Here is a 14,984-nt window from a genome sequence, read left to right as displayed (position 1 = left end):
AGGGCTTTATATTCTCAATTCTTTGAAGTTTATAACTTATATTCAAAATTAAAAGTTATAGCCTGAAATGTGTCCTCGGCAGAAAAAATTCTGAAATCACTTTCTGCATTTTGAGACGTGTTGATAAATTTTCTATTGGCAGCATTGTCATAAAAATAAGAGTATTTAATGCCTAAAGTGATTTTTTTTGAGAATTTAAAACTAAGCGAATTTTCCCATTCTGCCCAGTAATCTAATCTTTCATCGCTAATAGAACCTTCGTTTACCACATTTTCTAATTCGCCAAATACTCCAAATTTAAAATAAGCTTTAGTCTCAAAAGTAAAGTTATTTCCCTGCCATTCGAAACCTGGTCTTACCACAATACGAAATCTATTGGTAGCGGGAAAGCTATCTATTACAGTCGAGTCTTTATAGAATAACTTGAGATTGTCCTCGGTTTTTTCTAATTCGTAGTTTAATCCTAACAGGATGGACAAGCGTGTTTGACTATATTTTTTTCTGGTAATTTTAATAAAATCTTCTTTTTTTTGATTTAAAATTTCAGAGTACTTAGAATCAATAGGGTCTTCGTCATTAATATTACAAACTTCATCTACACATTTTCCCAAAGACTCGTTATCTTTAAAACCTTCTAATTGACGAAGGATTTTTTCTCCTGTATCTGTTAACCCCTTTTTTTGTAAAGGTTCTTTTTCTTTTCCGGAATACGAACTGAAAATAAAGCCACCCCCAATTTCATATCTTTGATCTATTCCTAAAAATGAATTATTAGTTCGTTTGACAAATACATATGTTTCTTTATTTATGTCTTTGTCAACATTATAATCAAATGATATTCCTAGATTAGAAACGGTTTCTTTTAAAGATCCATTTTGAGTTTGAGCTTGAATGTTAGAGCTAAATTTGAATTGAAAAGGATAGGTACCTCGGGATATTGTTACTCCTGTATTGATGACAAACAGATTGTTGTTATCTACTTCCAGGCCATTTAATCCGAATAAAATTTTACCGTTAAATTTTTGTTCTGTTTCTTCCTGATCTCTAAGAAGGAATAGGTGTTTTTTGTATTTCTTTTTATTCTTTAATTCAAGAGAATTATAATTTGTTGATTCTTCTAGATTTAATAAAATGTCATTAATGACTTCTGTAGTAGTTTTTTGCGCATATATACAGTTAAATACTAGAAAACAGGATGTGAATAGTGCTTTTAATTTCATAACTCTAGTTGTTTAGATGTAATAAAACTACCTCACGATTATGCATAAAAACATACCCGCAATAGGGTATTTATAACTCTCAACCTCTATTTTGAGGGTAATCAGGTATTTTTATGGATCAACTAGATGGATTTAGGCGTCATAATTATGTTGTTAACCATTAAATAGCATAATATCAACCCATATTAAGGTACTTCGAGGCTGCGTGCAGGTAGTTCTAAGCGATACAAAGGTGGTTCGAACCACCTTCTTTTGGATCGACACCTCTTTAGGTATCAAAAAAAGATATCAAAGTATCGTTTTTACCTTATAAAATATCGGCTCAAAGCACCATTTTATGGTATTGAATGGCGTACATTATCAACTCAAATCACCAAAGTATCAGCTCGAACTACCTTTTGGCGGTAATAACCCCCTTTGAATAGGGGTTACTTGCCTTATAGGATAGGGATATATGCAATACAATAGCTATGAGGCATGATTTATTTGTACTATGTTGGAGAAGAGAAATCATATTCTATATAGCAATGACTATAAGTCTGTCAAACACGGGTTCCATTTTAAAAATCGTATTTTTTCTCAATGGCATAACGTAACAGTTCACCTTTTCCATGAAGGCCAAGTTTTCGGATTATGTTTTTGCGATGTGTTTCTATGGTGGATACAGAATTGAAACGTATGGCAGCAATTTCTGAAGAGGTTTTTCCTTGACCTATAAGTTTTAAAATTTCCCGTTCACTTTTTGATAAAATTTGTTTTTTGACCTGTTGCTTTCGGTCTTTCGAAAAAAAAGAAGGATCCAAAGCAGCGTCAAAATAGGTTTCTCCTCGAACTACTTGATGTATTGCGGTAAGTACTTCTTCCAAAGGTGAATTTTTTAATAGATATCCTGATGCTCCTGCATCTATCATTTGTCTAACAGCATCTTCCTGATCAAACATAGAGAAGGCAATAACTTTGGTATATGGTAATTCTTTTTTTATAATGTTGGTAGCAGCAATACCATCAATTTTTGGCATTCTAATATCCATTAAAACAACTTTAGGTTGCTTTAGTCTTACAATTTTTAATAATTCTTCGCCATCGTTGGCCATACCTACGATACTAATTTCTTCTTCATATTTAAGAAGTAGATTTACTCCGTCTATTAGAGATTGATGATCTTCGGCAATAGCTACTGTTATCATATTGGTATATTAATAATAATATTGGTTCCTTTTCCCTTGGTAGAATCAATTTCGAAAGTTCCTTCGAGGTGTTCTACCCGTTTTTCTATTGTCGCCAATCCCATTCCTTCTTTTTGAGGTAGAATTTTTGCATTGAATCCCTTTCCATTATCTTCGATAATAATATTTAATAAGGAATCATGATTGGTTAACGAAATATGTATTTCTGATGCATTGGCATGTTTGATAGTATTGGTAATTAGTTCTTGAATCATTCTAAAAATAGAAATTTCTAATGCATTGTCCAGACGTTCTTCGAGGCCATAATCTTGTACTTCAATATGTAATTCTTTACCACTAGAAACTTTTTTGGCTAACTTTTTTATTGCTGGCAGCAATCCCTGATTGGCCATAACACCACTATTCTTTTCGTGGGCCATAGTTCTTACTTTTTGATAAGCTTCGTCCAAAAGCCCATCTGTATGGGTATATAGTTCTTCAATATTTTCTCCTTTGGGGTTATCCCAGTTATTTTTTAAATGCTGGAAATGAAGTTTTATAGTGGCAAGAGTACTACCCAAATTATCGTGTAAGTCATTGGCTAATCGTTGTCTTTCTTTTTCTTGACCAGCAATCATGGCATCAATAGCCGTAAGCTCTTGCTCTTTGAGCAGTTTTTCTGTTTTTTGAACTTCAATCTCCCTTTGTTGTTCGGCGATGCGCTGCTTTCGTTTAGTACTTTTATTAATTAAGAAAGCGGTAATCGATCCAAACAATAATAGAATTAAAGATGCAAATAAGAAATTTTTGTTACGAACTCTATTTGCTTCTGATTTTAGGTTTGTGTTAAGCAGTTGTACTATTCGCTTTTCTTGTTCTGTGACTTCATATTGGGTTTGTAATTTTGCCAATGCCTTTTCCCTGTCCAATATGTTCAAGCTATCATTGTAGGCTTTATGTAACTCTAAATAATAGAAAGCAGAGTCAATTTGATTTACAGATTTGTATACATCATATAGGTCTCTATATACATTGTTTTTCACATGCAATTTTCGGGAAGGAATGGTGTCTTTCAGCGTATTAAATAACCACTTTTTTGCCATCAAAAAATCCTGTTCATATAAATGTGTTCTAGCTACATTATATTTATATGTAGATTGAAATAGTTTATTCTCTTTGCAATTACATACGTCTTTTCCCAAGGAGTAATAATGCCTTGCAGAATCTTGCGTTTTAAGATATTCGGCATAGATAATTCCTTTATGAAAATAAGAATTACTAAGCATTGTGCTATCTCTAAGTTTTTTCGAGTATTCGATACTTTTATTAAATTGTTCAAGAGCCAATATTCCTTTCTTTTTGTAATGGAAGTGTTTTCCCAAGGTATTATGATAACGGTTGGTGAAGCTATTATCATTCAAAGAATCCTTTATTTTGGTATATAGATAAATCCAATTTTGAACCTTCTCTTTATAATTGTTTTCGCTGTAGATTAATAACACTCTTTGATATAGAAAATTAATATAGTATGGATTCTTTATATTTATGTCTGCTATCTGTTTTTTGGCAACAAAATATGCTTCTAATGCCTTATCGAAGTTTTTGTTTACCTCATAATTATATCCTCTCCACAGGTTATATTGAAATAGTTGGTTAGAATATGTGTTCTCGGTCACTAATTTTTCTGCTTTGTCCAGCCAATACATGCTAGAATCTTTTTTGAATTCGTGAGCATATATCTTACCAAGAAAAATTGGATAATCTATATTAGATGAATCACTCAAATACATGCGGGTTATTAATTGCTTTGCTTTTGAGTATGATTTATGTATAAATAGTTTTTCTGCCTTATAAAGCAGGTTACCCTCTTCCTGGGCAAAGGAAAAAAAAATTGGCGCTAAACAAAAGGTTAGTACTATTACAAGTAGGATTCGCATCAGCATGAATTAATTAGTATGCAAAGTGGGGTAATTAAAGATAAAAAAAAATACCCTTTTAAGGGTATTTTTATTGGTACTTAGTAACTACTTGTTAATTTCCTCCGGGAGGAATTGTGCAGCTGTCGAACGCTTGGTTGTTTGATGCGTTGGTAAGAATGAAAGCTTCTTCGTCTCCTACACTTTGAAATGATTCAAAAATTTCCACTAATTCTAAATCGCTATTCCTATCAACGTACTTATAATGCGCATTCATTACTGTCGGGTGGATAAAATCCAAAAATCTTAATTGAGGATAACCGCCAGGGATTTTATGCCTACTTTCTGCTTTTAACTGTAACATATCTACAGATGATGGAATATTGGATATTTTAAGGTGTATAAATTTATAGTAGTTTACTTCTTGATCGGGACCATCATGATGATAGGATAAATTAAATAATAAATGTAAAATATCATCGCTCAGGTATAAAGTTGGATCAATTGAGTCTATATCAAATCCTATTGCAGAAGTTTTGATAGGAATTACTATTTGTAAAACACCTTTCTCTGAAGGCTCTATCGGCAGGGTAAAAGCAACTTTGTCGTTTGGGTAAAAGTGAAATGGAAGTTTCATAATTGTAATGTTTTTAGGTTATTTAGTCAACCCAAAACTCATTAAAAAATTATGGTTATACCATACCCGATACGGGGTATTTTTTATAAAGGTTTATAGCTTATATACTACTTTGGAGGAATTGTACAGCTATCAAAATCTCTTGGAGTCTTATCATTCTCGTTAAATCCCACAATACCTTGACGAGTTTCAATAACTTCCAAAGGTTTATTTTCCTTTATATATTTAAAATGAGCATCATATTTTTTGTGATTAAAAAACGGATCTAGTTTTAATTCAGTAAAATGATCAGGCTCAAAAACTTCTTTTTCTTCAACTTTTGAAATTTTTAATTGAACCAGGCTAAGGTTACGTGGAATATGAGTAATTTTTAAACAGACATACTGTAAAAATTCCAACTTTGGTTTTTTGCCTTCTGGATATTCATTAAATTTTACTCTAAAATCTAGATGAAGTATGTTGTTACTGATCCTTAGATTTGGCATTACCTGAATTTTCAAATAGTCATCGGTGGTATTAAGTGGTAAAGCAACATAATGTGTTCTATTTCTAAATATCTTTGGCCACCATGTTTTTACAGGGATAGCTATAGCAACATTAGGTCTTGGATAAAAATGAAAAGGAGGGTTCATGGTTGTAATGTATTTGTAGTTATTTAGTGATTACAGATTCAATATGTATTTTACTTTTTTATACCAAGTTGAAGAATATATACTCTTTAGTACCTAAAAAGTAAAGAAATACAGTTAAGTCATTACCAAAACTTTATAAGTTTTGATTTTAACACACTTTAATGATAAAAAACTAGGGGTGATAGTGTCTACTCAGGTTGTAGATACGTCTTTAACGCAAACAACAATAAAATAAAGATAATAAATCCAATTAAAATAAACAGGCTGCCTTTGTAATATTTGCGGTGTAGTTTGATATCTTTTCGATAGCTAAAGATCATTAAAATGACAAAAGCAATGACAAAAAAAATGGCAAATATTAACTGACCTTGACTAAACATATTTTGTTATTTTTACCGCAAAGATAATCTATAAAAACATACTGATGAAGGATAAAATTGCTGCTGTACAAGAATTTCATACAGCCTTTAAAATAGGATACAAAAATGAACCTGTTGCTGATCTGGGTGAATCAAAAAACCTACTGCGTTATAAGTTAATGCGAGAAGAAAATGAAGAATATCTAGAGGCTGCTCAAAGTAATGATTTAGTTGAAGTAGCAGATGCTTTGGGGGATATGCTTTATATCTTATGTGGCACGATCATCGAGCATGGGATGCAGCATAAAATAGAAGAAGTTTTTAATGAGATTCAACGTAGTAATATGAGTAAGTTGGGAGAAAATGGCCAGCCAATATACCGTGAAGATGGTAAGGTGCTTAAAGGTCCAAATTACTTTAAACCAAATATTAAAGAGATCTTAGATAGGTAGATAAAAAAACTCCCATATATTGGGAGTTTTTTTATTTGAAAGATTTGTAATTCAGAATTCGCAATTCAAAAATTAAACCTTATATCTCCAGCCAAAAGGATCATCGGCTTTGTTATACTGTATATCCATTAATGCTTTTTTGAAGTGAGTGGCATACGAGTTTTCCTGTTTTTCAATCTCATAATGCTCCCCTTTATATCCAAACGCCTTTACAGGGCTCACTACAGCTGCAGTTCCGGCTCCAAAAATTTCTTTTAGGCTACCATTTTTGGCGGCAGCTACGATTTCGTTCACTTTCACCGGTCTTACATCGACCTTTATTCCACTTTTTTCTGCCAGGGCAATCAAGCTTTTACGAGTAACTCCATCCAAAATTCGATCACTCACGGGGGCCGTAAGTAAGGTGTCATTTACTCTAAAAAAGACATTCATTGTACCGGCTTCTTCAAGATACTCATGAGTATTGGCATCTGTCCAAATAACTTGTTGATACCCTTTCTCTTTGGCCAGTTTTGTAGGGTAAAACTGCCCGGCATAGTTACCTGCGGCCTTGGCATATCCAAAACCACCATCGGCAGAACGACTGTACTTTTCTTCAACCAGTACACTTACTTCTCCACTATAATAAGATTGTGCTGGCGAGCAAATAATCAAAAATTTATACTCATCTGCCTCAGAAGCTGAAACACTAGCTTGCGTAGCAATTACAAAGGGGCGTATATATAATGAATTTCCAAAACCAGGTTTTATCCATTCATTGTCCAATTTCAATAATGTATTTAATCCCTCAAAGAAATATTCTTCAGGAAATTCGGGGATAGCCAAACGTTCTGAAGACTTATTAATACGATTAAAATTTTCATCAGGTCTAAATAAGAAAGTATCGCCATTATCATCTTTGTAGGCTTTCATACCTTCAAAAACAGCTTGTCCATAGTGAAAAACTCGCGCTGAAGGATCCAGAGTCAATGGGCCATAAGGAATAATCTTTGGTGTCTGCCATGCTCCATCTGCAAAGTCACAGACAAACATATGATCGGTAAATATTTTTCCAAAATTTAGATTTTCAAAATCTACTTGTCCGATTTTTGATTCACTAACCTTTGTGATTTCCAACTGCTGCGTGATTGTGTTTTTCATTCTAGTCATATTTTAAAGGTGGGATTTAGTCGGTCTTTAAACCAATATTTCAATAGTTTGGTCCTAAAAAATGTACAAAACTAACTTCCCTTTGAAATTCTTAACAAAAATACCCTTTTCTTATAAAATAAGAATTCTTAAAATGCGTAATTTTGGCCTTCACGATTAATATTTATGAAATAATGAAAAAAAACATGCCTTTCTTTGCAGGATTGTTATTAATAATTGCTAGCTGTGGCGATAAAAAACAAGATTCATTTTCAGTTGATGATATTTCCTTAGAAAATTATGAAGGATTTGGAAAAAAAGTCTCTTCTGAAAATATTTATAATGAAAAAGCTATATCTGAAGAATACAATACTTTGGAAATCGGAGATACAGTTGCTATTGCTTTTACAAGCACGGTAAATAGTGTTTGTAAGGCAAAAGGTTGTTGGATGAGAATGGCTTTGAGGGATAATGAGGAAACAATGGTCAAGTTTAAGGATTATGGTTTTTTTGTGCCTAAAGATATTGAAAATGATACGGTAATTGTGCAAGGTAGAGCTTTCGTAAGTGAGATGTCCGTAGAAGATCAACGTCATTTTGCAAGTGATGCAGGAAAGTCTCAAGAAGAAATAGCGGCTATCACAAGACCAAAGAAAACTTACTCCTTTATTGCAGATGGGGTTTTGATAAAGAATTAATGCAAAAGAAAGTAAAACGCGAAATCATTACCACGGCAGATGGATCTACTACTATCCATTTACCAGAATTGAATGAGCATTATCATTCGAAGCATGGGGCAATTAATGAAGCGCTGCATGTTTTTATAGAAAGTGGATTTCGACATGTTTTGAACAAAAGGAAGTTTAATCCTTTATGTATTCTCGAAATCGGATTTGGGACGGGTCTAAATGCATTTATTACTTTTTTGGAGGCAAAAAAAAGAGTTCAAAATATTGAATATATTGGGGTAGAAGCATATCCCGTAGCTTTTGAAGAAGCAATACTGATGAACTATCCCGAAAAACTTGGGATATCTGGCAACAAACCTGTTTTTGAACGGATGCATCAAACTTTATGGGAAAACCCTGAAGCAATTTCTCAAGATTTTTTGTTAACCAAGAGAAAGCAGTTTTTTTCAGATATAAATGATGAGAATTGTTTTGATCTCATATACTTTGATGCGTTTGGAGCCAGAGTACAGCCAGATCTTTGGACTGCAGAGATTTTCCTAAAAATGCATAGCGCTTTAAAATTAAAAGGAGTTTTGGTAACGTACTCTGCCAAAGGGAGTGTAAGAAGGGCCATGCAGGAGGTAGGCTTTGAAGTAGAACGACTTCCGGGACCTCCTGGAAAACGTGAAATGCTTCGTGCAACCAAAGTGTAAGTATTCGCTAGGATAGTTATAATAAACGTTTGTTAAACCTATAATAAAGAAATAGGTTTTATTGTATTGAGATAGTATTTTGCTCAAAACTCAAAAAAAATGAAGGTTCTAGTGACTGGTGCGACAGGTTTGATTGGCCAGGAAATCGTAAAATTGTGCCATCAATCCAATATTGATGTAAATTACCTTACCACTAATAAAAATAAATTAAAAGACTTACCAAATTATAAAGGATACTACTGGAACCCTTCATCGGCAGATATAGACACAGAGTGTTTTAGAGATGTTGAGGTAATTATTAACTTAGTTGGTTCCTCAATTGCAAAACTATGGACAACTTCTTATAAGAAAGAAATACTGGATAGCAGAGTTAATACAATAAGACTAATAATGGAGTCATTGGAGAGTATTGAGCACTCTGTTCGTCATTTTATCTCGGCAAGCGCTATTGGTATTTATCCTGATTCTTTCCAAAACTATTACATGGAAGATTCTCCAGAAAAGGATACTGGTTTTTTGGGAGAAGTAGTTGTAAAATGGGAAGAAGCTGCTTCAAAATTTAAAGCATTAGATATTGAAGTTAGCATACTGCGAATTGGCCTGGTTTTATCTAATAAAGGAGGCGCGTTTCCAAAAATTGTAAAGCCAATTAAGTATGGTTTGGGTGCTGTTTTTGGTAATGGAAAACAATGGCAAAGCTGGATACATGTCGAAGATTTGGCGCGCATGTTTATGTTTGTAATGCAAGAAGAACTTTTTGGAGTTTTTAATGCCGTTGCACCCAATGCGGTTTCTAATCGAAAGCTTACCTATAAAATTGCAAAAAGAGTAAACAAAAGAATAATCTTACCAAGTGTACCCAGGCTTATATTTAAACTCGTTTTGGGAGAGATGCATATCTTATTGTTTTCGAGTCAAAGAGTTTGTAGTGGCAGAATTTCAGAATCTGGATTCAAGTTTGAATATGACAATATAGAATTGGCTATCGCCAATCTTATCGAAGCATAAAAAAAGTCCGGTAATTTTACCGGACTTTGGTAGTTATATAATGAAGATATTAAGCTTTAGTCGCTTTTACTTCAATTTTTAATTCGATATCATCGCTGATAAACTTTTCACCAAGATCCTCAAATATAGATTTTGAGGCGTAGTTTACGTTCCAGTTCGTTCTATTAATCGTGAAAACCTCTGTTGTAAGTTTTACATCATCACCTTCTACAGAAGTAGTAGCAGGAAAAGAAATATTTTTAGTAATTCCTTTAATAGTTAGGTTTCCTTCTAGATAGGTTTTTCCTTCTTTTTCAGAAATTCCGGTCATTTCAAAAGATGCTGTAGGAAATTGTTTGACATTAAAAAAGTGATCTTCATTTTCTTTTTTAGAACCCTTTAGGTGGTTTTCCAAATTTGTTTTACCCTTGCCTTCTAGATCGGTAACCGTAATAGAATTCATATCAATAGTAAAAGACCCACTTTCAATTTTTCCATCTTTTGCAGTAACAGACCCATTAGCTATTTTTAAGGTTCCGGTATGATTTTCGGTAGGTTTTTTACCAACCCATTCAATGATACTGGATGTAGTGTCTACATTATAAACGATAGCAGTAACGGGAGCTTCTTTAACTTCTTCCGCTGTATTGGCTTCAGTTTCATTTTTTTTCTCTCCTTTACAAGATACAGAACTAATTATGAGTGACATTAACACTAACGTTCCAATAAATTTAATTTTCATAAAACATGTTTTGTAGTTAAAAACGTCAAAATTATTTTTTTGAAAAAGAAACAGTCTTAAAGATATACTAAAATATTCCTGTGACATTATGACATTAATTCAAAAATGGCAGTACTTTTGCTACTTCAAAATCAAAACTTATAAAAGGTACGAGTTACATGAGTAAGAAAAATAAAAATACTGAAGATGTAAAGGATCAAGTAGAAGAAGTACTTGATACTCCTGTTGAAAATACAGAGAAAGAGGAAAAAGAAGAAGTAGACGTAGAAACAAAACTTAAAGAAGAGCTTGAAAAAGAGAAGGACAAGTTTTTAAGACTTTTTGCAGAGTTTGAAAATTATAAAAAACGTACTTCCAAAGAGCGTTTAGAGTTGTTTAAAACAGCGAGCCAGGATGTTATACAATCAATGCTTCCTGTTTTGGATGATTTTGATCGTGCATCCAAAGAAATTGAAAAATCAGAAGATAAAGATCTTATAAAAGGTGTAGAATTGATTCACAATAAATTAAAAGAGACTTTAAAAGGTAAAGGTTTGGTTGAAGTTGAAGTCGCTGCAGGAGATGCTTTTAATGCAGACGATCACGAAGCAATAACTCAGATCCCTGCGCCAACAGAAGATTTAAAAGGAAAAATTGTAGACGTTATAGAAAAGGGTTATAAACTAGGAGATAAAGTTATTCGTTTTCCTAAAGTTGTAACCGGACAATAATTAGCCATGAAGGAAGATTTTTATGATATATTAGGAGTGAGTAAGAACGCTAGTGAGGCCGAGATTAAAAAGGCTTATCGTAAAAAAGCGATTGAATACCATCCTGATAAGAATCCAGGTGATAAAACTGCCGAAGAAAAGTTTAAAAAAGCTGCAGAAGCTTATGAAGTTTTAAGTGATCCGGATAAGAAAGCCCGTTACGACCAATTTGGTCATCAGGCATTTGAAGGTGGTGGCTTTGGTGGCGGTGGTATGAATATGGACGACATATTTAGCCAGTTTGGAGATATCTTTGGCGGTGGTTTTGGTGGTTTTGGCGGCTTTGGCGGCGGCGGAAGACAACGTCGTGTAAAAGGTAGTAATCTTCGTATTCGCGTAAAACTTACTTTAGAAGAGATCGCTAATGGTGTAGAGAAAAAGATTAAGGTAAAGCGTAAAATACAAGCGCCGGGAACTACGTATAAAACTTGTACAACGTGTAATGGTACAGGGCAGGTTACTCGAATTACCAATACAATTTTGGGAAGAATGCAAACGGCTACAACATGTTCTACCTGTGGTGGGAGTGGTCAATCAATCGACCATAGACCTTCGGATGCCGATGCTCAAGGGTTAAAAGTATCTGAAGAGACCGTAAGTATTAAAATTCCAGCCGGTGTAGAAGATGGTATGCAGCTTAAAGTTACCGGAAAAGGAAATGAAGCACCAGGTAATGGTATTGCTGGTGACCTTTTGGTAGCTATTGAAGAAATAGACCATCCAGAGCTTCAAAGAGAAGGGAATAACCTGCATTATGACCTCTATATAAGCTTTTCCGAGGCGGCATTAGGAGCATCAAGAGAAATAGATACCGTTTCTGGGAAAGTACGAATCAAGATTGAAGAAGGTGTACAAAGTGGTAAAATATTAAGATTAAGGGGTAAAGGTATTCCTAGTCTTAATGGTTATGGAAAAGGGGATCTTTTGGTACATGTAAACGTGTGGACCCCAAAAACCTTAAATAAAGAGCAACGCGAATTCTTTGAAAAAATGTCTAAAGATGATCATTTTCGACCTAATCCCGATAGTGGAGAGAAATCATTTTTTGAAAAAGTAAAAGATATGTTTTCGTAAATAAAACTAAGGGTTTTACGTATCGGGAATCCTTACATATTATTAACGTTTGATTAGGAAAAATTCGTATATTTGAAACATCACTAACACATTTAGTGATAATTTTTCTTTTTCATAGCAATTTTTTTCCCATCCTTAATATTCGTATTTAGGGTGGGTTTTGTTTTATACAACGACAACATAATAGTTTTCAGAATATTATTAATAAGAACTATCAATTTTCAATATTAATTAGTATAAGTATTTAAGTTTTTGTATCATTCAGGCTTAATATCATTAATAACCACATTTATTATTTCTATATATGGCTAATCTTTTAGAGGTAAAACAAGCCACAAAACGATTTGGAGCCTTTACTGCTTTGCAAGGAGTATCTATCCAGGTGCCCAAGGGAAGTATTTTCGGATTATTAGGCCCCAATGGTGCCGGTAAGACTACTCTAATCAGGATCATTAATCAGATAACCTTACCCGATGAAGGAAGTGTTTATCTCGATAACGAATTACTGAAACCACAACACATCAAAGATATTGGATATTTACCCGAGGAACGAGGTTTGTATAAATCAATGAAAGTTGGCGAGCAAGCTTTATATTTAGCTCAACTAAAAGGGTTAAGTAAAAAAGAAGCCAAAGAACGATTAAAATATTGGTTTGATAAGTTCGAAATTACACACTGGTGGGATAAGAAGATACAAGAACTCTCCAAAGGGATGGCCCAAAAAGTGCAATTTATCGTTACTGTGCTTCATAGGCCAAAACTTTTGATATTTGATGAACCTTTTAGTGGTTTCGATCCCATAAATGCCAATGTTATCAAAGATGAGATATTACAATTAAGAGATGAAGGAGCGACCGTTATTTTCTCTACGCATCGTATGGAGAGTGTAGAAGAATTGTGTGACCACATTGCTCTTATTAATAAGTCTAGGAAAATTCTTGAAGGTAAAGTTTCAGATGTTAAAAGAGAGTTTAAATCAAATACTTTTGAAGTGGGATTGTTAACCAATAATACAAATGGTTTGTATGATACATTAAACGATAAATTTGATGTTGTTCCTGCAGATTTTAGAACTATCGACGAACAATTGAAACTAAAAATAACATTGGATCAAAATACTTCATCAAATCAGTTACTTGCTTATCTTTCAGAAAAGGCTGAAGTAGTAAGATTTAATGAAGTAATACCAAGTATCAACGAGATATTTATTAAAACCATCACAGAAAATGAGTAACCTGAAATTAATTATCAAAAGAGAATTTATTGCTCGCGTGCGCAATAAAACATTTGTGGTGATGACTTTCTTAAGTCCGTTGATCTTTGTTGGAATGATAGCGTTGATTACCTGGCTGGCTACATTGAATAATGACGAGGTGCGACAAGTTGCCTTTTTTGATGAAACAGGCAACTTTGTATCCGACTTTACCGATTCTGATAACATCGATTATATCGATTATAGTAGTTTGACCTTGGATAAAGCCAAAGATTCTGTGGTTACTAAAAAATTATACGGGTTATTGTACATTCCAAAAAAACAGTCTAATAGAGCATTGGCAGAATCCATACAGTTTTATGCAGATGAGGCACCAAATATTTCTATCCTAAACAATATTGAAGATATAATTGCCAGTAAGCTTACCAATCAAAACTTTGAAGAAAAAGGACTTGACCTTAATGTAATCGAAAATTCTAAGGCCAAAGTAAGCATACAGATAGAAAATTTTTCTGGAGAGAAAACCTCAAAAATGGCCAATTACATAAAAATGTTTTTTGGTGGAGCAGCGGGATATTTTTTAATGATGTTTATCATTATTTATGGTAATATGGTAATGCGATCAGTAATAGAGGAGAAGTCAAACCGAATTATTGAGATTATTATTTCTTCAGTAAAGCCTATTCAACTTATGATGGGCAAGATTTTAGGTACTTCATTTGCCGGGATTACTCAATTTGTTATTTGGGTGGTTTTAGGAGGAGTTTTAATGATAGTAGGTTCTATGTTCTTTAATATTGATATGGACCATAACAATATGGAAGAGGCTGTAAGATTGGTAGAAGAAACTCAAGGCGGAACAATGGCCAATGTTGCAGAGTTGTTTATTGAAGTAAATAAGCTCCCATTAGGAACCCTGGTCATTTCTTTTTTGATTTATTTTATAGGAGGGTACTTTTTGTATAGTTCAATTTATGCGGCCATAGGGGCTGCCGTAGATAGCGAGACCGATTCTCAACAATTCATGCTGCCAATAATTTTGCCTTTAATGCTGGGGATTTACGTAGGGTTCTTTTCGGTTATCGAAAATCCACATGGTACAATATCCACAGTTTTTTCAATGATACCTTTGACCTCGCCAATTGTGATGTTAATGCGTATACCTTTTGGAGTACCCTGGTGGGAAGTGGTAATATCAATTCTCTTGTTGGTAGGAAGTATTATATTTATGATTTGGTTAGCAGGTAAAATATATAGAGTGGGGATACTTATGTATGGAAAAAAACCAAGTTATAAGGAATTGTTCAAATGGTTAAAGTACTAAA

Annotated in this window: 16 protein-coding genes; 8 read left to right on the top strand and 8 right to left on the bottom strand. The window is 33.5% G+C overall.

Annotation, left to right across the window (positions count from 1 at the left end; genetic code table 11):
- Positions 1-29: 29 nt before the first annotated feature.
- From U6A24_RS03870 to U6A24_RS03845, 6 genes are all read right to left on the bottom strand, one after another.
- Positions 30-1,220, bottom strand: coding sequence for a hypothetical protein (locus U6A24_RS03870; RefSeq protein ID WP_324178624.1), 1,191 nt, complete (start codon positions 1,218-1,220; stop codon positions 30-32).
- A gap of 560 nt (positions 1,221-1,780) precedes the next feature.
- A complete protein-coding gene (locus U6A24_RS03865) occupies positions 1,781-2,407 on the bottom strand; it encodes a response regulator transcription factor (RefSeq protein WP_324178623.1) in 627 nt (208 codons plus the stop codon).
- A complete protein-coding gene (locus tag U6A24_RS03860; RefSeq protein ID WP_324178622.1) occupies positions 2,404-4,323 on the bottom strand; it encodes an ATP-binding protein in 1,920 nt (639 codons plus the stop codon). Before U6A24_RS03860 ends, U6A24_RS03865 begins: the two co-directional genes overlap by 4 nt.
- Before the next feature lie 94 nt (positions 4,324-4,417).
- A complete protein-coding gene (locus U6A24_RS03855) occupies positions 4,418-4,939 on the bottom strand; it encodes a hypothetical protein (RefSeq protein WP_324178621.1) in 522 nt (173 codons plus the stop codon).
- A 107-nt stretch (positions 4,940-5,046) separates the two neighbouring features.
- Entirely contained in the window at positions 5,047-5,571 is a 525-nt protein-coding gene (locus U6A24_RS03850) for a hypothetical protein (protein ID WP_324178620.1), read from the bottom strand.
- A gap of 188 nt (positions 5,572-5,759) precedes the next feature.
- Positions 5,760-5,951, bottom strand: coding sequence for a hypothetical protein (locus tag U6A24_RS03845; RefSeq protein ID WP_324178619.1), 192 nt, complete (start codon positions 5,949-5,951; stop codon positions 5,760-5,762).
- A 44-nt stretch (positions 5,952-5,995) separates the two neighbouring features.
- Between U6A24_RS03845 and U6A24_RS03840 the strand changes: the two genes are divergently transcribed.
- Entirely contained in the window at positions 5,996-6,382 is a 387-nt protein-coding gene (locus U6A24_RS03840; RefSeq protein WP_324178618.1) for a nucleoside triphosphate pyrophosphohydrolase family protein, read from the top strand.
- Positions 6,383-6,454: 72 nt separating this feature from the next.
- Here the strand turns inward: U6A24_RS03840 and U6A24_RS03835 are convergent, their stop codons facing one another.
- Positions 6,455-7,522 carry a branched-chain amino acid aminotransferase gene (locus U6A24_RS03835; RefSeq protein WP_324178617.1) on the bottom strand — a complete coding sequence of 356 codons (1,068 nt, stop codon included), beginning with the start codon at positions 7,520-7,522 and terminating at the stop codon, positions 6,455-6,457.
- A 182-nt stretch (positions 7,523-7,704) separates the two neighbouring features.
- On the opposite strand from U6A24_RS03835, the gene U6A24_RS03830 reads away from it, so the two are divergent.
- From U6A24_RS03830 to U6A24_RS03820, 3 genes are all read left to right on the top strand, one after another.
- Positions 7,705-8,208, top strand: coding sequence for a DUF4920 domain-containing protein (locus U6A24_RS03830; protein ID WP_324178616.1), 504 nt, complete (start codon positions 7,705-7,707; stop codon positions 8,206-8,208).
- Complete coding sequence (mnmD, locus tag U6A24_RS03825; RefSeq protein WP_324178615.1) at positions 8,208-8,894, top strand: tRNA (5-methylaminomethyl-2-thiouridine)(34)-methyltransferase MnmD; 687 nt, start codon at positions 8,208-8,210, stop codon at positions 8,892-8,894. The genes U6A24_RS03830 and mnmD overlap by 1 nt, the downstream gene beginning before the upstream one ends.
- A gap of 99 nt (positions 8,895-8,993) precedes the next feature.
- Positions 8,994-9,902, top strand: coding sequence for a TIGR01777 family oxidoreductase (locus U6A24_RS03820; RefSeq protein ID WP_324178614.1), 909 nt, complete (start codon positions 8,994-8,996; stop codon positions 9,900-9,902).
- A 49-nt stretch (positions 9,903-9,951) separates the two neighbouring features.
- On the opposite strand, the gene U6A24_RS03815 is transcribed toward U6A24_RS03820, so the two are convergent.
- The gene (locus tag U6A24_RS03815; RefSeq protein ID WP_324178613.1) at positions 9,952-10,623 is read right to left on the bottom strand and encodes a YceI family protein; all 672 of its coding nucleotides are present in this window, start codon (positions 10,621-10,623) and stop codon (positions 9,952-9,954) included.
- Positions 10,624-10,781: 158 nt separating this feature from the next.
- Here U6A24_RS03815 and U6A24_RS03810 point away from each other — a divergent pair, with 158 nt between their 5' ends.
- From U6A24_RS03810 to U6A24_RS03795, 4 genes are all read left to right on the top strand, one after another.
- The gene (locus U6A24_RS03810) at positions 10,782-11,333 is read left to right on the top strand and encodes a nucleotide exchange factor GrpE (RefSeq protein ID WP_324178612.1); all 552 of its coding nucleotides are present in this window, start codon (positions 10,782-10,784) and stop codon (positions 11,331-11,333) included.
- A 6-nt stretch (positions 11,334-11,339) separates the two neighbouring features.
- The gene (gene dnaJ / locus U6A24_RS03805) at positions 11,340-12,446 is read left to right on the top strand and encodes a molecular chaperone DnaJ (RefSeq protein ID WP_324178611.1); all 1,107 of its coding nucleotides are present in this window, start codon (positions 11,340-11,342) and stop codon (positions 12,444-12,446) included.
- A gap of 304 nt (positions 12,447-12,750) precedes the next feature.
- A complete protein-coding gene (locus U6A24_RS03800) occupies positions 12,751-13,680 on the top strand; it encodes an ABC transporter ATP-binding protein (RefSeq protein ID WP_324178610.1) in 930 nt (309 codons plus the stop codon).
- The gene (locus tag U6A24_RS03795) at positions 13,673-14,983 is read left to right on the top strand and encodes an ABC transporter permease (protein ID WP_324178609.1); all 1,311 of its coding nucleotides are present in this window, start codon (positions 13,673-13,675) and stop codon (positions 14,981-14,983) included. Before U6A24_RS03800 ends, U6A24_RS03795 begins: the two co-directional genes overlap by 8 nt.
- Position 14,984: the final 1 nt, after the last annotated feature.

This window comes from Aquimarina gracilis, assembly GCF_035285365.1.
In the GTDB taxonomy this organism is placed as follows: domain Bacteria; phylum Bacteroidota; class Bacteroidia; order Flavobacteriales; family Flavobacteriaceae; genus Aquimarina; species Aquimarina gracilis.
This window is presented reverse-complemented; position numbering and strand designations above follow the sequence as displayed.